30 protein-coding genes are annotated in these 19,518 nt (G+C 38.2%); 4 read left to right on the forward strand and 26 right to left on the reverse strand.

All coding sequences use genetic code 11. The annotated features are described in order from the left end of the window. Nucleotides 1-6: 6 nt before the first annotated feature. From D8849_RS08175 to D8849_RS08270, 22 genes are all read right to left on the reverse strand, one after another. Nucleotides 7-447, reverse strand: coding sequence for a hypothetical protein (locus tag D8849_RS08175; protein ID WP_125386731.1), 441 nt, complete (start codon nucleotides 445-447; stop codon nucleotides 7-9). Next, a complete protein-coding gene (locus tag D8849_RS08180) occupies nucleotides 444-740 on the reverse strand; it encodes a hypothetical protein (protein WP_125386732.1) in 297 nt (98 codons plus the stop codon). Before D8849_RS08180 ends, D8849_RS08175 begins: the two co-directional genes overlap by 4 nt. Nucleotides 741-760: 20 nt before the next feature. Continuing rightward, the gene (locus D8849_RS08185) at nucleotides 761-1,297 is read right to left on the reverse strand and encodes a hypothetical protein (protein WP_153196420.1); all 537 of its coding nucleotides are present in this window, start codon (nucleotides 1,295-1,297) and stop codon (nucleotides 761-763) included. A gap of 170 nt (nucleotides 1,298-1,467) precedes the next feature. Continuing rightward, on the reverse strand, nucleotides 1,468-1,719 hold the full coding sequence (locus tag D8849_RS08190) for a DUF7720 family protein (RefSeq protein ID WP_125386733.1): 252 nt from the start codon (nucleotides 1,717-1,719) through the stop codon (nucleotides 1,468-1,470). Nucleotides 1,720-1,784: 65 nt separating this feature from the next. Next, on the reverse strand, nucleotides 1,785-1,943 hold the full coding sequence (locus D8849_RS10480) for a hypothetical protein (RefSeq protein ID WP_185756233.1): 159 nt from the start codon (nucleotides 1,941-1,943) through the stop codon (nucleotides 1,785-1,787). A gap of 94 nt (nucleotides 1,944-2,037) precedes the next feature. Further along, nucleotides 2,038-2,784, reverse strand: coding sequence for a DUF1492 domain-containing protein (locus D8849_RS08195; RefSeq protein ID WP_125386734.1), 747 nt, complete (start codon nucleotides 2,782-2,784; stop codon nucleotides 2,038-2,040). A gap of 543 nt (nucleotides 2,785-3,327) precedes the next feature. Further along, nucleotides 3,328-3,579 (reverse strand): hypothetical protein, encoded by a 252-nt coding sequence (locus D8849_RS08200; RefSeq protein WP_119942690.1) that lies wholly within the window; start codon nucleotides 3,577-3,579, stop codon nucleotides 3,328-3,330. Beyond that, a complete protein-coding gene (locus D8849_RS08205) occupies nucleotides 3,566-3,907 on the reverse strand; it encodes a replication protein (protein ID WP_119942688.1) in 342 nt (113 codons plus the stop codon). The genes D8849_RS08200 and D8849_RS08205 overlap by 14 nt, the downstream gene beginning before the upstream one ends. Before the next feature lie 29 nt (nucleotides 3,908-3,936). After that, on the reverse strand, nucleotides 3,937-4,197 hold the full coding sequence (locus D8849_RS08210) for a hypothetical protein (protein ID WP_125386735.1): 261 nt from the start codon (nucleotides 4,195-4,197) through the stop codon (nucleotides 3,937-3,939). 63 nt (nucleotides 4,198-4,260) lie between these two features. Then, on the reverse strand, nucleotides 4,261-4,500 hold the full coding sequence (locus D8849_RS08215; protein WP_125386736.1) for a hypothetical protein: 240 nt from the start codon (nucleotides 4,498-4,500) through the stop codon (nucleotides 4,261-4,263). Further along, nucleotides 4,500-5,114 carry a hypothetical protein gene (locus D8849_RS08220; RefSeq protein ID WP_260467581.1) on the reverse strand — a complete coding sequence of 205 codons (615 nt, stop codon included), beginning with the start codon at nucleotides 5,112-5,114 and terminating at the stop codon, nucleotides 4,500-4,502. Before D8849_RS08220 ends, D8849_RS08215 begins: the two co-directional genes overlap by 1 nt. A 68-nt stretch (nucleotides 5,115-5,182) precedes the next feature. After that, nucleotides 5,183-5,341 carry a DUF2292 domain-containing protein gene (locus tag D8849_RS10800; protein WP_125386738.1) on the reverse strand — a complete coding sequence of 53 codons (159 nt, stop codon included), beginning with the start codon at nucleotides 5,339-5,341 and terminating at the stop codon, nucleotides 5,183-5,185. Between the two features lie 15 nt (nucleotides 5,342-5,356). Next, on the reverse strand, nucleotides 5,357-5,530 hold the full coding sequence (locus tag D8849_RS08230) for a sporulation protein Cse60 (RefSeq protein ID WP_125386739.1): 174 nt from the start codon (nucleotides 5,528-5,530) through the stop codon (nucleotides 5,357-5,359). 101 nt (nucleotides 5,531-5,631) lie between these two features. Then, nucleotides 5,632-5,796 (reverse strand): hypothetical protein, encoded by a 165-nt coding sequence (locus D8849_RS10485; RefSeq protein WP_158086469.1) that lies wholly within the window; start codon nucleotides 5,794-5,796, stop codon nucleotides 5,632-5,634. Nucleotides 5,797-6,141: 345 nt separating this feature from the next. Further along, entirely contained in the window at nucleotides 6,142-7,596 is a 1,455-nt protein-coding gene (locus D8849_RS08235) for a virulence-associated E family protein (protein WP_125386740.1), read from the reverse strand. Continuing rightward, nucleotides 7,589-8,104, reverse strand: a complete 516-nt coding sequence (locus D8849_RS08240) for a hypothetical protein (RefSeq protein ID WP_125386741.1) — start codon at nucleotides 8,102-8,104, stop codon at nucleotides 7,589-7,591. Before D8849_RS08240 ends, D8849_RS08235 begins: the two co-directional genes overlap by 8 nt. Nucleotides 8,105-8,112: 8 nt before the next feature. Next, nucleotides 8,113-8,379 carry a helix-turn-helix transcriptional regulator gene (locus D8849_RS08245; protein ID WP_042900700.1) on the reverse strand — a complete coding sequence of 89 codons (267 nt, stop codon included), beginning with the start codon at nucleotides 8,377-8,379 and terminating at the stop codon, nucleotides 8,113-8,115. 13 nt (nucleotides 8,380-8,392) lie between these two features. After that, nucleotides 8,393-8,596, reverse strand: coding sequence for a hypothetical protein (locus D8849_RS08250; protein WP_125386742.1), 204 nt, complete (start codon nucleotides 8,594-8,596; stop codon nucleotides 8,393-8,395). 1 nt (nucleotide 8,597) lies between these two features. Beyond that, nucleotides 8,598-8,798, reverse strand: coding sequence for a hypothetical protein (locus tag D8849_RS08255; RefSeq protein WP_125386743.1), 201 nt, complete (start codon nucleotides 8,796-8,798; stop codon nucleotides 8,598-8,600). Beyond that, nucleotides 8,795-9,085, reverse strand: coding sequence for a hypothetical protein (locus D8849_RS08260; RefSeq protein ID WP_000208536.1), 291 nt, complete (start codon nucleotides 9,083-9,085; stop codon nucleotides 8,795-8,797). Before D8849_RS08260 ends, D8849_RS08255 begins: the two co-directional genes overlap by 4 nt. Before the next feature lie 367 nt (nucleotides 9,086-9,452). After that, a complete protein-coding gene (locus tag D8849_RS08265) occupies nucleotides 9,453-9,638 on the reverse strand; it encodes a hypothetical protein (RefSeq protein WP_125386744.1) in 186 nt (61 codons plus the stop codon). A 95-nt stretch (nucleotides 9,639-9,733) separates the two neighbouring features. After that, a complete protein-coding gene (locus D8849_RS08270; protein ID WP_000909283.1) occupies nucleotides 9,734-9,919 on the reverse strand; it encodes a hypothetical protein in 186 nt (61 codons plus the stop codon). Nucleotides 9,920-10,072: 153 nt separating this feature from the next. On the opposite strand from D8849_RS08270, the gene D8849_RS08275 reads away from it, so the two are divergent. From D8849_RS08275 to D8849_RS08290, 4 genes are all read left to right on the forward strand, one after another. Beyond that, nucleotides 10,073-10,690, forward strand: a complete 618-nt coding sequence (locus D8849_RS08275; RefSeq protein WP_125386745.1) for a helix-turn-helix domain-containing protein — start codon at nucleotides 10,073-10,075, stop codon at nucleotides 10,688-10,690. Nucleotides 10,691-10,824: 134 nt separating this feature from the next. Further along, nucleotides 10,825-11,493, forward strand: a complete 669-nt coding sequence (locus D8849_RS08280; RefSeq protein ID WP_125386746.1) for a Fic family protein — start codon at nucleotides 10,825-10,827, stop codon at nucleotides 11,491-11,493. Nucleotides 11,494-11,631: 138 nt separating this feature from the next. Further along, nucleotides 11,632-12,591 (forward strand): Abi family protein, encoded by a 960-nt coding sequence (locus D8849_RS08285; protein ID WP_185756234.1) that lies wholly within the window; start codon nucleotides 11,632-11,634, stop codon nucleotides 12,589-12,591. 175 nt (nucleotides 12,592-12,766) lie between these two features. Next, entirely contained in the window at nucleotides 12,767-13,930 is a 1,164-nt protein-coding gene (locus D8849_RS08290; RefSeq protein WP_125386748.1) for a tyrosine-type recombinase/integrase, read from the forward strand. A gap of 155 nt (nucleotides 13,931-14,085) precedes the next feature. Here the strand turns inward: D8849_RS08290 and rpsD are convergent, their stop codons facing one another. From rpsD to D8849_RS08310, 4 genes are all read right to left on the reverse strand, one after another. After that, nucleotides 14,086-14,697 (reverse strand): 30S ribosomal protein S4, encoded by a 612-nt coding sequence (gene rpsD / locus D8849_RS08295; RefSeq protein WP_000092756.1) that lies wholly within the window; start codon nucleotides 14,695-14,697, stop codon nucleotides 14,086-14,088. 194 nt (nucleotides 14,698-14,891) lie between these two features. Then, nucleotides 14,892-15,944 carry a HAMP domain-containing sensor histidine kinase gene (locus tag D8849_RS08300; RefSeq protein WP_125386749.1) on the reverse strand — a complete coding sequence of 351 codons (1,053 nt, stop codon included), beginning with the start codon at nucleotides 15,942-15,944 and terminating at the stop codon, nucleotides 14,892-14,894. Then, a complete protein-coding gene (locus D8849_RS08305; RefSeq protein WP_049521327.1) occupies nucleotides 15,941-16,639 on the reverse strand; it encodes a response regulator transcription factor in 699 nt (232 codons plus the stop codon). Before D8849_RS08305 ends, D8849_RS08300 begins: the two co-directional genes overlap by 4 nt. A 123-nt stretch (nucleotides 16,640-16,762) precedes the next feature. Then, nucleotides 16,763-19,480, reverse strand: a complete 2,718-nt coding sequence (locus D8849_RS08310) for an SSURE domain-containing protein (protein ID WP_125386750.1) — start codon at nucleotides 19,478-19,480, stop codon at nucleotides 16,763-16,765. Nucleotides 19,481-19,518 lie beyond the last annotated feature (38 nt).

Consider the following 19,518-nt stretch of genomic DNA (forward strand, 5'->3'; position numbering starts at 1 on the left):
TCAGTGCTAGTCCTTTTCGTGATTAACATCATCTAATAATTTTAATATATTTACTGTTGGAATTTGAATAACATCAATACCGAACATCCCTGTCAATGAAGCAATATGAGCTCTTGCATAAGAATACAACATGCTTATCGCATTAGGAAGATACTTAACAAAGACGTCCTCTCCTTCAGGATTATAATTGGTATCTTCAAAAATACCAACAAGTTTAATTTTTAAATACAGTGGATTTTTTTTCTCTCGATAATCTTCATCAAACAAAGTAACTTCAAGTTCTAACAATCCACAATCTTTATTCTCTCTACTAATTTTAGGAGTTGGAATTATAGAAATATCAACATTTTCAATATTGTCCAAATCTTCAAAATCGTTATTTATACGATAGATAAGTCTTTCAACTCTCACTCCCCTTAATTGTAAGTCACTACCATAAGTACTCATGCTGCAAACTCCATTCTAAAATTTGACGAGCAAATCTCTTTGTTAATTTTTTCTGCTCTCAAAGTCGGATGATATTTTGTAACTGTTTTGTTTTCATTTCCAACTTTTGCAATTAAGTTTATACTGTACGCCTGATAAGATAGTTCCTCAAAATATTCTGAAGGTAATTTTAAATTATCATAGGATATAAATTCACCTGTTCTACTTCTTATTCCAGGAGTTGGCGAGTCTATTTCATAATCAAGTTGCAAAAAATCCAATAATTCAAATAAATCTTCTTCATTCTCAAACATAGTATCACCTCACTTTTTAGTTACACACTATGCAACTTTAACCCACAAATATTTATTATATTTGCTTCGACAATATTTAACTGTTTCGCAAGAGGAACAAACCCAGAAGCTCCTATTACGGGATTGCCTGATGAATTCATCGTTCTACAAACTGCTTTGTATTTTTTATTTCTATAAACAAATGCATCCAATAGCTTACAATGGAACTTATGCTCATCAGTATTATTAATTAAAACACGTTTCCTTTGCAATTCTGTTTTGAAATTTCGAGCGAAATCGTTTAATTTTTTTAAACCATCGCTTTTATCTAAATCTAAAAGCTCGCCTTGTTTAAATTCAAATTTAGTTTCAATAACTACTGGTGCAGTATTTTTGTCAGGACGATTCCCCTCCGCCCATCTTTTTGCCCGTTCAAAATCATCAACAAAGAAATACACTCCATTCCCTAGCCAATGATCATCTCTTCTTTTAAAAGAAAAACTTTTCGTTTTTACAATATTTTCATAATTGCTCAAACCTGTACCATGAAAAGCTAGCACATTCACTTCATCTCCCAACGAAAATATAATACTTCTATAACCATTATATCATATATGTCAAGTACTATATGTTGTGACGATTATTATTTATAGCACAAAATAATCCGTTTTATTTACTGGATTGTAAATATATTTCTATTTTAAAAATTTAGCTTTTGATTCACTAAAATTCTTAAAGGGTTTAATCATTAAATAAACTTCATACTATTTTTCTCCTTTTCATGCATTTGTACCGAATGAAGCACTAAATCCCGATACTTCCAGGTTGATACCAGGTAATCTAGTAAGTCTTTATCCTCTGCATTGAAATCTAATAGGAGTAATAACTTAACCTTGTATACGTTCTTTAGTATCGGTACACTATAAGTCACTTCTACCCAATGCTCAAAACCTAGTTTAGTTTCTTCAGTGCTCGTAAATTCAATGTTTAAAATGTTCATTTTCTTCCTCCTACTTTATTATTAGTAAAAGAAAAAGCACTTAGATTTCTCTATGTGCTTAAATTTTAAATTGTTTCAAGTTTTAGATTCTTGACAAATTCATCCCATTCGTCATCTAACTCCTCAACAGTTTTGTTTTTATTTCGTTCATAGGCTTTTTTTAACAATTCATCCAGATTGTCATCTTCGCCTTCCGGCCAATCATAAATATCTTTTTTAGCCATATCATTCAATCCTTCCAAATTCAAAACCGAACACTTCGGATAAATTTTTAAGTATTTTCTCTTACGCTATGACTTCATTATAAACTTTCCTATCCTAATATTCAACCAACAAAACACCATCACGATAGCTTTTAGCAAAGTCTAGCAGTATCTCAACCTTGAGGCGCTCATATTGAGCCTTATCGATGTCTAACGCCTCGTATAATTGCCATAGCTTTAACCTCTCCTCAGTTCGCCTTGTAAAGAGATTGGAGAATATCTCACGTCGTACATCGTCCAGATTGTCCCTGTAAGCGTCAATCATGCTTACTATCTCCACCGCTTTGGCTTCAAACGCTCCATCTTGACCGTCTAGGCTCAATTTAACCAGTGAGTGATAGCTTTTCAGAAATCTGTAGGCCTGCTTTGATGTCTCTTCTGTATCGATTGGCTTCAACACCTCTGATAAGCATTCTAAGGCCTGTTTCTTTAGTCTATATACTACCTTTTTGGACTTGTGCAACTCTCTACATACTCTATCTATGGTGTAGTGGTTGACGTAAACCATCGTTATTACTACCCACTCATTAGGATTTGTCAGATTATCAATAAACCTCAAGGCCTCATAGCGTTCCACGATCAAGTCTTGAAGCTGTTCCATCATTTGGTCTTTTAACTCTAAGGCATTTATAAGTCTTTCCTCTGTGGTATTAACCTTGCTAGACTTTACCCGTTGTTCAAAATACGCTTGTGAGTATACCGCCCCTTTTTCCAGATTGCTGATCTTCAAGTCTAGGTTATGAATTGCTTTATCAAGTTTTTTAATGCTTTTTAGCTTCTTTTCTACTTCACCAGTGGTCATTTTAGCGCTCCTTCATGATATAATAGTTATGCGAAACCATACCATGAGAGTCAGCCCTGTGCTGGCTTTTTTGCGTTTTCTCGGCGTTAAAGTCCATTCTCCATACCATTTGATAGGCAATTAAGGGATTTTTTATCTCTCTTATTTCCTTGTCATTCTGCAAGCAATTAAGGTAAGTTATTCCTTTGCTTATCTGCTTATCATTTGGTAAGCAACAAATTCAAAATAACAGACTTTTAAATTACTCTTATCTCCTTACAGTTTTTCAGGGAGCAAAATCAAAATAAGCGATGTTATTTCCTGTCTTATTTCCTTCCCGTTTGACAAGGAGAAAAACGAAAATAAGAAGCTTTTAAATTCGTCTTAACTCCCTATCGTTTTGTAAGCAATTAAGAAGTCTTATTGTCGTCCTTATCTGCTTGTCATTCTGCAAGGAGTAAATCGGAAATAAGAGGGCTAAAGACTTCGCTTATCTGCTTATCGTTTTCTCAGGGAGTTAAGGAGGGTTATTATTTCTCTTATCTGCTTGATAAATGATAAGCTCTAATCATCCTCCAATAAAGCCAAATTGTCCCAGAATATCCGCAATCCTTTTGTATTTCTAATTTCTGAGATAGCTTTTTCTGCTTCTTCTTTTGTCGGATAGACTTCTATAATATCTTTGGGATTTTTCCCACCTATCCTATATCTTACCTCAAAATGTCCAGTATCAATCTGCGTCAAAAACACGGTATCAACTTCATCAACCACCGCTAACTTATTCAACTTATTTAAACGGTTTTTAATCGCCTTCATCTAGTATCTTCGCCTCTAATACTTCTAATTGCTCCACTACCTCAACCATTTCAACTGCCTTATAAGCCATGTTTAGAATGCTCTGGGCGCTTTGTTGTCTCGCATACGGGCTTACTGTCTTATCAAGCATGATTTCCCTTAATACATTGACTGCCTCAACGCTTGCATTCTGTAACAGCGTAGTAGACTCCTTGAGTTGTTCGCTACGTCTTTCACGGTAAATTCTCTTAAAGGTTGCATCGTTCAAGTAATTATAAGCCGTCTTTCTGGTGATCTCACTTAATTCACTGGCTTTTTTTACATTCCCAGTCATGAGATAATTGGCCATAAATATTTCTTTTTTTCTGCTTAATTCTGTCAAATACTAGTCACCTCTTTCTCTTTAACCTTGCTTTTAAGTTCGTCTATTTTTTCTTTTGCTCGTTTATAATCTGAAAATTTGACGTCACTAAATTTTCTGGGGATATAATCATCCATGTTTATATCCAGTCCGTTGTCTTGAAAAGCTAATCTCAGACAATCCACATATAGAGACATACACTCATCTTGTGTAGCGTATTCCGTCTTAGATGCGTGTTCCTTTATCTTTTCTAGTCTTGCTTTTAAACTTCTAACCATTCCCCTACCTCGTGTGTAATTCTGTCTGATTTATGTAAAAAAAGGGGATTGCTCCCCTCCACATCACAAACCTAACAAACCACGTTTTTCCTTGCCCAGTAGCCTATCATATAGGGCTTTATCTTTCTCAAATAGTTCACGTCTACGCTCGTAGCCCATAGCTTTAAACTCTTCAAGGGTTACAGCTTCCTCTTCATAAGATTTTGAAATACTTTCTACGTTCTTGGCAAGCCCCTGCAGTAAGTCAGCTTGTCTCTTCTCTTCTTCGATTTCTTGAAATAGTTGTTTATATTCATCTTTCATTATTGTTCTCCTTCAAATAAATTGATACGATTCACAAAATACGCCAAATCATCACTCGGATCTAAATAGCGGTGCTGGTTTCCCATATAACCAGCTACACCACTGTAAATGTAAGGCTTACTTACTCCGCTATATTCTGGAGATGTATTCAGGCGGTCAAATAACTCTTCAATCCCTGTTTTTCTTACGCCATCCGCCAATCTTTTAGCAGTATTTTTGTAGTTTTCATTATAATTCGCAATCAATTCCAAAAGCTCAATAGATTTCTGTTTGATTTCTTGACGCTGGCGCTTCACTGTTTCATCTTGCTCTAATGCTGTTTCTAAATAACCTGAGGCATTGATTTTTCTAGCGTCTTCCACGATTGAGTTGATTCGTTCTTTTTCAAGTTTTGTTCTTTGCTCTTTCATATCAGCAATATACTTTTCTTTTGCGTTGATAGCTTGAAAATCTTCAAAAGTTTGTAAATCCGCTTTTTTAGCTTTAGTAGCCTTAACTTCTTGCTCTGCTTTCTTGATTTCCTCATCAAAGCGATCAAAAATCTCTAATTGAGTCCGTACTTTGTCCATCTGGTTTTTGACTTCTTGCAATGTTGGCATTTCTTTTTCCTCCAATCTTTCCAAAAACAAAAGAGGCATAGCCAAAATAGATTACTCTACTTTATGCTATACCTCTGATTTTTTCAGTCAGTATTCTTTTTATATTGTATTGTTTTAGATTCCACGCTGGAGACAATCTCGCCGTCTTGTATTTTAAGCGTGATACTCCCAAACCTTGGAACCTCTAACAGTTTTATTATACCATAACTTTTGAAATAAATAAAGCCGTTTTGTATCTCCATGTTTATCCTCTCATGCTATTTGTATAGAACCATCACACTGGTTAGTGTATCCATATCATCACTATCCCCCACTGTTGCCTCTGAATATTTTACATCCACCACTTCAACGGTTGCCATAAAATCATTTACCTGGCTTTCAAAATCCTCTAGGCTTTGCTTGTATTTCTGATAAAATAGTTTAATTTTCATGTTGTTTTTCCTCTTTCTGTTTTCAGGGTGTCACTAGTAGTTACACCATTGCAAGGGGGTCGGTACTATCTACCCCATTTTGTCTTCCTTTGATTGCTGATTTAAACTCCTTTCCTCAAATCTACATATTCAACCACAAGTGTGACCTCTTTTTCATTACACTTTCTCAAATTTAAGTGAATCAATTTTAGATCTGGATTGTCTTTCATCCATTCGTTTAAGCTATCTAAAGCTACTGTCAGTTCTTTTTCAGTTACAAAATTCATCTTTGTCCCTTTTTCCTTTATTATTTTAGTTATTCCAAAAGTGTAGCCATTTTTAAAATCTAGTGGCTACACCCTCCGCCTTACTCTCTCAAGGGTTTTCGCCTTATGTAGCCGTGTAGCCGTTTCATCTCAGAAAAAAATAATATATAACGCTATATCTATTTAATTATATATACTTTTATAAAATATATATTTTGGCTACATTTATATTATAAAGTCAGTAATATCAAGGGTTTAGGGTTGTAGCCGTTTTTTTCGTCTTGTCTACACCTCTTTGAAACCCCTACAGTATCAAGGGTTTTCAGTGTAGCCGTTTTTTTATCTTTTGACTACACTGCCTACACTTTATTTTTTTATTTTAGCAAATCCGCGCTTGATACTTTTGCCAAATCTCAAGGATTCCCTTGCTTCCCAACCGTCTTTATTTTGCATGATCTTCTTAACCTTGTTTTTATCTTTTGGATTCGGCGAGTTGTTCAAATACACCTCTGTAAAGAATAAATTAACTGCCACTTTGTCCCGTTCTACTAACTCCCCATATTTATCCGTATCTAAAGGAATTTCTATACCATTACTTCCAACGTGATAGCCATTATTCATCATGTCATAGATATAGTAGTATCTTGTCCTATCAGTAATTGGGAATTGATACATATTTTTTGGGTACGGTGTATCTAGATAACGTTCAAAATCTTCAAGAATTTCATCAACAAACTTGTAACGGCTTCTAACCTCATTTACTAGCTTTTCCTGCTCGTCTGTCAGGTTCAAGACTTGGTTAGCTCTCCAAGCCATCACCATAGCACCCCAAAAGTGTCTACGGTCTTTCTCTGTCCACTTCCTGCCCTTATAGGCGGTGTCTTTGTGTACCTCAGCAACCAGAAAGCGCCTTTCTCCTGTCAGATCGTTCAAATAATCATGGTCATTGGTTGCTCTGACAATAATAAAACTTTTAGGCAATCGCCTATCACTGGAAGCGTAAGGGGGTCTATACTCAAGTTTTGTTTCGGTAATGAATTTCTTCAACTCTGAGAAACTAGCCTTTTTGCTGGCCACCATCTCATCATCAAATACACACCAGTTTCTTACCATTCTAGCCTTATCGTCTTTGTCTGTGAAGGTTTCAACCGTTGTAAAATACTTGTGAGTAAAAAGCCCCTCAAAAAACTGTGTCTTTCCTACCCCCTGCCGTCCAGTCAAATCTAAAACAAAATCAAACTTGATAGAGGGGTTAAATACCTTAGCAATCGCCCCACGGAAAAACAAGTCTATGATAATACGGTTATATTCATCATCCTTGATATTGAGATAATACCTTAAAATATCAAAGGGATCGCGCTGATTTACCAGTTGTCTATATTCGATTTCACACTCTTCTAGAAAGTCTTTTAAAGGGTTGTAGCTATGCTCTCCAGCTACCACTTCCAGCATATCAGCTATGTCTGTCTTTTTGTAGTCAATTTTGTATTTTGTAGCAATATAAGCCCTAATCTCTCTGATAATCAGGTCATCGATTGTTCCGCTCAAGGTTCTACCATTTAACTTAATGGACTTGGTAACGTCAATTTCATATGTAAAAGTGTTGTACTGTATCGCCCCTTTTAGCTTGCTATCACCGTTTAAAATCTTTTTGAGATTATCTAAAGTTACTGCAAAACCGTCCCCTCTTGGTTTTTTCGCTAGGTCTAGGCTATTGTTATTCTCGTTTGTTTCCCTTGCTTGTGTCAAGTCCACCATCTTAGGCGGTTCATGTTTCTGATCATCTTCAATTATTTTATTTACAATGTCATTACTACTCAAATGCTACCTCCTTATAAAATATTCTTGCTACTTCTAAGAAATAGCTTGCTAGGTCTTTGCGTTTAACGATTGCAGAAAACAGATCCACTAACTGACTAAAACTATAACCATTCACAAATAGCAAGCGGACAAAAAGTGAAGTCTCATATCTGGTATAAATGCCATTACAAATCAGGTCAAAAATCCAACCTTTTAACTCCACTCCAATCCCCTGCCGATGCTCTGCCAATTTGTTTGCCTCTAAATCTTTCAGGATTTTCAGCAAGTCAGGGCTGGCCAAAGCAATATCCAAATCTCTGACCAATTCCCAGCCCTCTACTGCCTCTTTTTCGTCTTTGATAGACACATATAAGCCTTTGTATTGAAAACCCGTCAAAGCCTCATCGACAGGCTCATAATAGGTAAATTTGTAGTGTTCCCCATTCTTCCATACTTGAGTAGGATTTGACTTGAGAAAGCCAAATAGAGGCATTTTCTCAACTGATATAGTAAACTCTATTATTCTCATTACACCTCCTAATCTACTGCAAGAAAATTGTAAATATCACTCTTGCGGTAATAAACTTTCTTACTACTTTCAAATGGCGAACGAAGAGGTTTCAAACCTTCTTTTTCCCAATTATTTAACGTAGTTCCACTAATACCAAGTTTTTTGAGTAAGTCAGGCCTAGAAATCAAGTCCCAGTTATCATCACGTTGCTTTTCAAGTTCCATCCTTTTAGCTAAGTGATCTCCCACTTTCTCCAGTAATTCAAGCTCTGCTTCTCTTGATAATAGTTGCATATTACACCCCTTTCTAATTATGAATCTTACCTGCAAGCTGAATATAACGCCCATAATCAGGGCTTAAATCAGGGTTAGGTGTTTCTATCGACTGTTGGTTTTCTTGCTCAAATTGGGCGCTTTTTTTGCGATCTCGGTGGTTTAGATAAAGCAGTAAGCCAATCAGTACCACCATAGAGATTACCGCCTGTGTATTGGTCAAATCTAATTCATTCATGTCATGCCCTCGCTTTATAGTTCTTGATGTAGTCCACTTGGTCGCTTCGTCCCATCTTCAGGAAGTCTTCCGCCTCTTCGGTGCTTACTTTTCTATCTACAAAATCAGCAATAAACTGGAAGAGGTTCGGATTTCTCTCCTTGATTTCAGCCATTTGTTTATCAAATTCTGCTTGTGTCATGTTGTCTAGGTCTAGTGTCATTGCATTGCCTCCAGCTCTTTAGCGTCGTCATTGTTCAAAAGCAAAAAGGCTATTTCATTTAGACGATCGTATAGCTTTTCATTCTGGGCGTATGCTGTATCAGTGTATTTTTTAGCAAGCCATAAGAACGTGGTTGTATCATTCTGTAGTGCAAACTCAAGCCCTTCAAGAGCTAGGTTATTCATTTCTAAAACATTCATGATGTCGGTTAATTCGTTCCCTAATTCTGCTAGCTTCTTAGCCGATAATAGAACTTGTTGGCTTGATATTGCTTTTTTTGTTGTCATGTTTTTTACCTTTTTTCTATCTTTTTATAATTGCCACGATGGCTTTTTAATGCTTTTTTCCTGTCACATGCCTCACGCTCAGAAGTTTGCCGACCGATAGCGTGGGGATTTTGAATGGTTGTTTCTTATAGACGATTTCCTCACGCTCAGAGTCGCCAAATTGAAAGCGTGAGAAAGTACCAGTTTTAAGAGTTGGCGCTCTATGCTTTTCAAAACCTTTTCTAATTGCTTGCCTGCCATTAGTTGTTATTGATTGAATAGTTTATTTTTGTTATAATTGAGATATAGAAAAAATATCTATATTCTTAATCCAGTCGCTTGCTCTCCTCGACCAAAATTTGAGCAAGTGACTTTTTTGTTGTCGTTTTTAATCTTCATGTCTAGGTTTTTTATAAATCAGTTGACGGCTTTCCACTAACTCAGCGATAAAAGCTAGGTTATTGGCCGTATTCTCTACCAAGTCGTCAAGTACCCCTTTATTTTCAGGTAATGCCATAGCTTCAGCCACACTCACGGCATCATCTAGCCATGTTTTAAATTCTTTAAAGTTCATTTCTTTTCTCCTTTTTTGTTGTCAATCCCCAGTGGTAAAGCACCACATGAGAAATCTGTAAATGTAAAATAGTATTGCGATTGGTTCGCTCCTTTCTAATAATCTTCAGCAAGCCACTGCATGGCTTTTTGATAAATACTAGGCTTTACTTCGCCACCATCTCGAATTTTTCGATAGGTAACTTGTGTAACTCCGATTTCTTCGCCTGCTTGCTTTGCAGTCAATTTCTTGTCTGCTTGCTTTCGGCGAATCGCTTTTGCTTGTGTTGAGGTAATAAGCAATGAAATTCCTCCTTTCTTTTTTTGCTAACTATTGTTAGCTCCAAGTGTATTATAGCGTACAATAGTTAGCTTGTCAAGAGAAAAATGACAATAAATGTGAATTTTAGTTAGCTTTTTGTTATTTTGTGATATAATTAGAATGAGGTAATATAAATGACTAGAATTAAAGAATTAAGAAAAAAGAAAAAAGTAACTCAACAAGAAGTCGCTGAAGCGATAGGTATAACTCGTAGAGGATTTCAAAAATGGGAAAACGGAGAAAGTCAAATTAAGTCTAACAATGCCAAGCAACTAGCTGACTACTTCGGGGTAAGTGTTGGATATCTATTGGGGAATGATGAAGTTCCAAAAAACTTAATAGAAGAATTAGAATTACAGTTAGATTATGTTTTAACTCAAACCGAAAAAGAAGACTTAGAAAATAATCCAGAATTAAAAAATCACTATTTATCTATTGTTCGAGACAGACTTCTAAATAATCAAAGAAAAGAGGTTGAAAAAACTGCTCAAGAATTTGATGAAGATTTTATCCGTCTACTCAAAAAATATTCTATCTATCTTTCAGATAATCAAATTGAGCAAATTAAAGAGCTTATGAAAACAATGTCAAATATAAATAATAGATATTTGATGGTTGCAATGGCTGGTGGATACTTTGAACAAATGAAATCTGAGAAAGAAAATGAGTTCAAGGAATTGTTTAAATACAGTAAAATATGGCAAGAGAACTATTCCACAATGGAATACAATGAGAAGAATAATATTAAATAACTTCCCATATTCGCCAATAGCAATACTATTTCAAAGGTCTATTGTGCAAAAACAGGGGAAATTGAAGAATAGAAAGCCGATTTTACAGACTAAAGTGCAAAAATGAGCGAAATTGACAAATAGAAAGGGGAATTATGACCTACTCACAAAAATATCTGGACGATATACTGGTACGCATGGCCTACCATTCTAGCGGTATTGAAGGGAACACTATCTCTCTACCCGAAACCGTCAGCATTATCTTAGAAAGCACCTTGCCACGAAACGGCAAAAGTATTCGTGAGTTTTATGAGATTGAAAACCATAAACAAGCCTTTTCTTATCTCTTGGACTCATTGGCAAACCATCAAGCCCTTACTGTGGGGCTGGTTCAAGATTTTCACGCCTTGTTAGTGGATAGACTGCAACATGATAGAGGACGATTTAAACAAGTTCAAAATGCTATTATCGGGGCGGAATTTCAAACGGCTAGCCCAGCAGAAACTCCCTACCTTATGACACAATGGGCGGATAATACTGCTTATCGCTTAGATCATGCTCATGATGAAAAAGAAATCTTAGAGATTTTAGCAGATACCCATATCCAGATTGAACGGATTCATCCATTTAGCGACGGTAACGGCCGTACTGGTCGCCTGGTACTCATGTACCTAGCTATGAAGTATCTAAACGCTCCTATCATCGTCTCAAAAGACTCAAGGGCGCATTATATGGAACTCCTAGCAAACCAAGACGTAACTGGACTAGCTGACCTCTTCAAAGAATCACTGGACTACGAAAAAACACGTATGGAGCAGTTTTAGGACGAAAAAAAAGCGAACTTGTTCGCTAATTTGTTGACAATTTTCAAAAATAATAATAGAATTAGAGATGAAGTATAGCTATGGCAATCCTCCGGGACCCATTTGCGGAAAGCATCTCTTAGTAAGGAGGTGCTTTTTTTGAGGCCATTTAACCAAATAAAAGAACAAATACGTACTCTTCATAATAGAGGAATTAAAATAGATACACTATCAAAGTACAGATATACTAAACAATATTTATTAACAAATAATTACTACAATCTTGTAAACGGATATGGTCGATTTTTTTGGATCAATACTAATTTATATCAAAATACGACATTTGAGGAATTGACTCATCTCTATGAATTTGATACTGCAATAAGAAACTCTCTCTTTTCTGCTACTCTTAGCGTAGAAAAACATCTACGAGGAGTAATAGCTTATTATATAAGCGAACGTTGCCATATTTTGAAAAAAGCAGAGGCTTATAGAGATAAAAGCTTTTATTCAAAAGATATTCTCTTTGTAAGGAAAAAAATCTGGGAAACTATTGATAAAAATATAAATTCCCAAAATAACAACCCAATAAAAAATCACCATAAAAAACATGGCGCAGTTCCATTCTGGGTTATCGTAAATTATCTTTCGTTTAACGATCTTTATAAAATATTAGAGAATGTTCCAGAAATTCAAGATAAAGTTGCAAGAGGAATGAAAAGTTTTTTAAAAGAAAAATTTTCCCTCACCGAACCTTATACCGAGAAAGAACTATTAAGCTTCATGTATAACATATATGAGTTACGGAATTTATGCGCCCACGGGAATCGCTTATTAGATTTTAAGTGCAAGAATAATGTTGTCTATTATGAACCATTACACTCACTTTATAATATTCAATCTACCGATCCTAAACAATCGATTTATCATATATTCATTGTACTCCAATGTTTCCTATCTAAAATGGAATATGCTATTTTACACAATACTATTAAAAAGCGTATGAATAACTTAGAAAACAAGTTGACTTCAATATCACACAACAAAATATTAAATCTTTTAGGTTTTCCAAATGATTGGAATAGGAATGTAGCTAATTTACCCCCAAAAAATCAATAGCCTACTCTTATTTCAAACCTCATATAAGCCCCATATAAACCTTGTTTCCTATTACGGTACGATTTACCGTCTGACTGCTTAAAATCGAAAATAAGGGGGTTCTCGTAGCCCCTCGCACGGTATAAACTCAAAATCTTTTCTAATTGCTTGCCTGCTGATGGAAAAGGAGTAAACCATGAAGATTACAGAATACAAAAAGAAAAACGGGACTATCGTATATCGCTCCAGCGTGTATCTTGGAGTTGACAAACTGACTGGAAAAAAGGCTAGAACTACGGTAACTGCCAAAACAAAAACAGGCGTTAAAATCAAAGCTAGAGAGGCCATTAATGCTTTTGCAAACAATGGATATAGTGTTAAGGAAAAACCAACCATTACTACTTATAAGGAACTAGTCGCTCTATGGTGGGACAGTTACAAGAATACAATCAAACCAAACTCCCAGCAATCCATGGAAGGAATTGTGAGACTTCATCTTTTGCCCGTATTCGGCGATTACAAGTTAGATAAACTTACTACTCCTGTTATTCAGCAACAAGTCAATAAGTGGGCTGACAAGGCCAATAAAGGCGAAAAAGGAGCATATGCAAACTATAGCTTCCTAAACAATATAAACCGCCGTATTCTCCAGTATGGAGTTACAATGCAAGCGATCCAACACAACCCAGCTAGAGATGTCATTATCCCACGTAAGCAACAAAACAAGGAACATAAGGTAAAGTTTTTCAGCAACCAGGAACTTAAACAGTTTCTAGACTACCTGGATAACCTGGACCTGTCTAGCTATGAAAATCTCTTTGACTACGTGCTTTATAAAACATTGCTGGCTAGTGGGTGCCGTATCGGTGAGGCTTTGGCTCTTGAGTGGTCTGATATTGACCTTAAAAAAGGCATTATCAGCATTTCCAAGACTCTGAATAGATACCAAGAAACAAATACACCTAAGTCTAAAGCAGGTCTAAGAGAAATTGATATTGATAAAGCTACAGTTTCCCTACTCAAGCAATATAAAAAACGTCAACAAGTCCAGTCATGGCAATTAGGACGGTCTGAGGGAATTGTTTTCACTCCATTTACGACAAAATACGCCTACGCTTGCTTATTAAGAAAGAGACTACAAGGCCACTTTAAAAGCGCTGGCGTTCCTGATATTAGTTTCCACGGTTTCCGACACACTCACGCTACAATCATGCTATACGCTGGCATAGAGGCTAAAGACTTGCAATACAGATTAGGTCACTCTAATATCTCTATGACTTTAAACACTTATGTCCATGCTACCAAAGAGGGAGCAAAAAAAGCCGTCTCAATCTTTGAATCGGCTATTAGCAATCTATAAATAATAAGGGTGTCCCATTTTGGGGCTACCCTCTTACTATACCTAAAATTGGTTAAGGGTAACTAAAAGGGTAGTAAAAACAAAAAAGCACTAAGGGAAAGTGCCCCAAAGTGCTTAATATCAAGGCTCTAAAGCCTATCTGATTCAATAAAATATTACAACATTTTGTTGTAGAATTCAACGACAAGTGCTTCGTTGATTTCTGGGTTGATTTCGTCGCGTTCTGGCAAGCGAGTCAATGAACCTTCCAATTTTTCAGCGTCGAATGATACGAATGCTGGACGTCCAAGAGTAGCTTCTACTGCTTCAAGGATAGCTGGAACTTTCAATGATTTTTCACGAACTGAGATCACTTGACCTGGAGTTACGCGGTATGATGGGATATCAACGCGTTTTCCGTCAACAAGGATGTGACCGTGGTTTACGAATTGACGAGCTTGACGACGAGTAGTCGCAAGACCAAGACGGTAAACAACGTTATCCAAACGACGTTCCAAAAGAAGCATGAAGTTGAAACCTAGGATTCCGCCTTTGATTTTTGTAGCTTGTACGAACAAGTTACGGAATTGTTTTTCACCTACACCGTAAGTGAAACGAAGTTTTTGTTTTTCAGCCAATTGCAAACCGTATTCTGACAATTTAGAACGGTTGTTTGGTCCGTGTTGTCCTGGTACGTAGTTACGACGTGCCAATTCTTTACCTGTACCTGTAAGTGAAAGGCCAAGGCGACGAGCTTGTTTCCAAGATGGTCCTGTATAACGTGACATGTGAATGTCCTCCTGATATAAATAATATTTCGGTGGAAATAGTCACTTAGAAAGCCCTGATTCGTGCAGATGCCCTTCGCCTAAACAGCCAAGGTTACTTATCATAAGACACCTGTTGACGAGCTTCATGCTTTCCTGCTGATATTTCGCACAAAATCCATTCTACCATGAATGACTAGATTTGTAAAGGGGTTTTAAGCTTTATTTTCACTGCCAGAGAGATTGAGAAGGAGGGTAAAGGTGCTTCCGAGGCCGTACTGGCTGGTAACTGTGATTTCTCCACCCAATTGATGGGCCAATTCACGCGCAATCGCAAGTCCTAAGCCATGACCACCTGTTTTCATGTTACGCGAAGTTTCTACACGATAAAGGCGTTTGAAAATATTCTCCAAATCCTCTGGGGCAATCCCCTGTCCCTCATCGGTCACACTGATTGAAAGCTGGTTATTTTCCAGCTTAGCCACCACTTCCAACTTGGTTCCTGGAGCTGAGTATTTAAAAGCGTTATTGACCAGATTCACCAAGATACGAGAAAGCTTGGCATAATCTCCTTCAATCCGAGCAGACTCTGGGATTACCTGTAAATGAACATCTCGCTCCTCCTGCTCAATCAAGAATTGAAATTCACTCATGCACTCAATCAAGAGCTGGTCCAGAAAAATACTGTCCTTGCTGGTCGTTTCCACCTGATTTCTAGCTGCGTTTAGGGTCAAAAAATTCAACTCTTCAACCAGTTTATTGAGTCTTTCCGTCTGGCGCCCAATGGTTGCTAGATAATGGTCCTGTTCTCCTTCCTTGATAACCCCATCCAAAATCCCTTCTACCGTCGCTTGGATCGAAGTGATGGGGGTCTTGATATCATGCGAAAGTTGAGCAATCATCAAGCCCTTTTCTCGTTCGCTTTCTTCCAAGGAATCAAAGGTGGCCTGCAAATCATGGGACATTTCATTGAAAGCTTGCCCTAATTGTTGAAATTCTACAGGACCTTGAACCTCCAGATTTGAAGGAAAATCCTTGTCCGCTACCCGCTTGGCATGTTCCTTGAGTTTGCCCAACGACGTAAATACCGGCGACAGGAGAAAGAGACTAATCCCAGCACCGACAAGGCTGGCAACGATGGTCATTCCAAGCAAAAAGTAAATCTCGCTTTTCTCAATCAGCATTTTTTGAACAGCCCAAAAAACCACGATAATCGTTAGGAGTGTTGAAATGATATACCCCACTAAAATATAACTTTTTAATTTCATTGACTACCTCGTGCTTTCTCAATTTTGTAGCCCAAGCCCCAGACGGTTTTGATGGTCGGTGTTTCTGCACTAGCATGTTTAGTCAACTCCTGTCTAAGAGCATGAATATGAACATTCAAGGTATTGGTATCATCCACATAGTCTTCCTGCCAGACCTTTTCATAGAGGTCTGTCTTAGAGAAAACCCGCTCTGGATTGCTGGCTAAAAGCCATAGAAGTTCGAAGGATTTGACTGTCAAATCAAGCGCCACATCTCCGACTTGGACCTCATGACTACCGTGATTCATCCGTAAATCCCCGAGACTGACGACTTCTGTCTCACCTCCACGATGAAGGCGACGCAAGATATTGTGGACACGCAAAACCAGCTCACGAGGGCTAAAGGGCTTGGCAATAAAGTCATCTGCCCCTAGGCTCAGGCCATAAATCTTGTCCTGCTCGCTAGTCTTAGCCGTGATAAAGAGAAAAGGCTGATCTGGAGATTGATACTGAACCTCACTAATCAAATCATAACCATCCATCCGAGGCATCATGATATCTGTAATAATCAAATCAATCGGTTTTCGCTTGAAGATTTCTAAGGCCTCTACTCCATCATGGGCCACCAAAACCTGATATCCTGCCTGAACCAGATAACGTTGATGAATATCTGTGATTTCTACCTCGTCGTCAACGAGTAAAATTGTCTTTCCCATCTGTCTCTCCTTTGAAAAAAACAGTGCTATACCACAATAGTATAACACTATTTTAATCTCTTTACGAACATTCTAAACGATATCTAGATTTTTCATATCCTAGATAGAAAGTCTGTAGCTAGACTAGTCATTTTCTTCTTTTTTAGCTTTCAAACCGAGTCCACCTAGCAGGCCAGCCAATGCTAATCCAAAGAATCCAATAGTAGCCATTGAGGTTTGGGCTTCACCAGTATATGGAAGCATGTCTTTTTGGTCTTTCATTTGATCAGCCGTCATTGGAGTTGACACCTTGTTATTAGATGCCATCTTGCCTTCATCAGGCATTTTGCTTGAGGCTGCTGGAACTTGATCCTGATCTTGTTTCATGCCTGGTGTTGCCATAGGCTGGCTAGTATTCATGGTTTTATCCTGCTCTTTGTTAGGCATCATCTTATCCTGACTAGCAGCTGGCATTTTAGATTTCATCTCATCTTGATTGGCACTAGGCATTTGAGCGTTCATCTTAGACGCATCTTGATGACTATTCATCATTGGAGCCGGCATAGCTGAACCATTAGAAGATGGGACGAAACCTGACTGCATCGGAATCAGAGACTGATGTCCATGCAAGTTTACTGTCAAATCCTTAGTCGCTACAAGATTGCTCAAGTCTGCCTTGCCGTCTTTCGCACCGTACACTTTGATAGTAGCTTTATAACTTTGAGTGCCGTTTTGTTTCAAGAGGTCTAATAAATCTTTGTCTGATTTACCTTGAGTTCCTGCCAAGTCCACTTCGTAGAAGTAGAGACCTTTGCCCAATTTTTCTACTGGTGGAAGAGCTGGATTTTTTGCTGAACCGTTATCTGACCATGGAGCCTTGTCGGAGGCTTTCAAAATCAGACGAGTCAACATACCGTCACCAGCGAAGAATTCGTATGGAATGACTTGGTTGACACCAGCTGTGAATGGGCCTGGGAAGTTGGCTTTGTCCAAGTATGTAGCTGGAACATCTACTGTGTCTTTAGTGTTGTCGGCTACGCCTTTTTGCACTTCAGCTGGAGTAGTCAAGCCGTTCAAGTTGACATCCAATTCTTTAGTCGCTACGAGATTGCTCAAGTCTGCTTTGCCATCTTTAGCACCGTACACCTTGATAGTAGCTTTATAACTTTGAGTACCATTTTGTTTCAAGAGGTCTAGAAGCTCTTTGTCTGATTTGCCTTGAGTACCGGCCAAGTCTACTTCGTAGAAGTAGAGACCTTTCCCCAATTTTTCTACTGGTGGAAGAGCTGGATTTTTAGCTGAACCATTGTCTGACCATGGGGCCTTGTCAGAGGCTTTCAAGATCAGACGAGTCAACATACCGTCTCCGGCGAAGAATTCATACGGAATAACTTGGTTGACACCAGCTGTGAATGGACCTGGGAAGTTAGCTTTGTCCAAGTAAGTAGCTGGGACGTCTACTGTATCTTTGGTGTTGTCGGCTACGCCTTTTTGCACTTCAGCTGGAGTAGTTAAGCCGTTCAAATTAACATCCAAATCCTTAGACGCTACTAGATTGCTCAAATCGGCCTTGCCATCTTTCGCACCGTACACTTTGATGGTAGCTTTATAGCTTTGAGTGCCGTTTTGTTTCAAGAAATCAAGAAGATCTTTATCAGATTTTCCTTGAGTGCCAGCCAAATCTACTTCATAGAAGTAAAGGCCTTTACCTAATTTCTCTACTGGTGGAAGGGCGGGGTTTTTAGCCGAACCATTGTCTGACCATGGGGCTTTGTCTGAGGCTTTCAAGATAAGGCGAGTCAACATACCGTCACCAGCAAAGAATTCATATGGAATGACTTGGTTGACACCAGCTGTGAATGGGCCTGGGAAGTTAGCCTTGTCCAAGTATGTAGCTGGAACATCTACTGTGTCTTTGGTGTTGTCGGCCACGCCTTTTTGCACTTCAGCTGGGGTAGTCAAGCCGTTCAAGTTGACATCCAAATCCTTAGTCGCTACGAGATTTGTCAAATCAGCCTTGCCATCTTTAGCGCCGTACACCTTGATAGTCGCCTTGTAGCTTTGAGTGCCGTTTTGTTTCAAGAGGTCTAGAAGCTCTTTATCTGATTTTCCTTGAGTACCTGCCAAGTCTACTTCATAGAAGTAGAGACCTTTGCCCAATTTCTCTACTGGTGGAAGGGCGGGATTTTTAGCTGAACCATTGTCTGACCATGGAGCCTTGTCTGAGGCTTTCAAGATAAGGCGAGTTAACATACCATCTCCGGCGAAGAATTCGTATGGAATGACTTGGTTGACACCGGCTGTGAACGGTCCAGGGAAATTAGCTTTGTCTAGGTAAGCGGCTGGGACATCTACTGTGTCTTTAGTATTGTCAGCCACACCTTTTTGTACTTCGGCTGGGGTAGTTGCTGGCTGCGCTTCACTTGCTTCACGGTCTTGTCCAGCAACTGTAGCTACAGGACTTTCCACAGGTTTAACCGCATCTTCTGTTTCTTTCTTAGATTCTGGTTTTGCTTGTACTTCTTCTTTTGGTGCTACTACTGGCTCTTTAGCACCTGCATCTGCTTTTTCTGGAGAGCTTGTAGCATCCAAGCTTGCTTTAGGTGTTGAGTCTACCTGCTCTGATGGAAGAGCGGTATCGACTGTTTCTTTGAGAAGTTCTACTGGTAAGTCACTCTTTTCACTCACCGAAGTAGCATCTGGCACAACTTGAGCAGGGGTCGGATTGACAACATCAGCACGTACAGAACTTGGTTGACCAACTAGGACAAAGAAGCCACTGGCTACAACAACTGAGGCAACACCGACACTAAGACGGCGAATAGACCAACGTGTATATCTTTGATTTGGATTGAATTTCATAGGATTCTCCTTAGAGTTTTTCTTTATTTGATGACTCT

The organism is Streptococcus mitis (genome assembly GCF_003942765.1).
Classification (GTDB): domain Bacteria; phylum Bacillota; class Bacilli; order Lactobacillales; family Streptococcaceae; genus Streptococcus; species Streptococcus mitis_BE.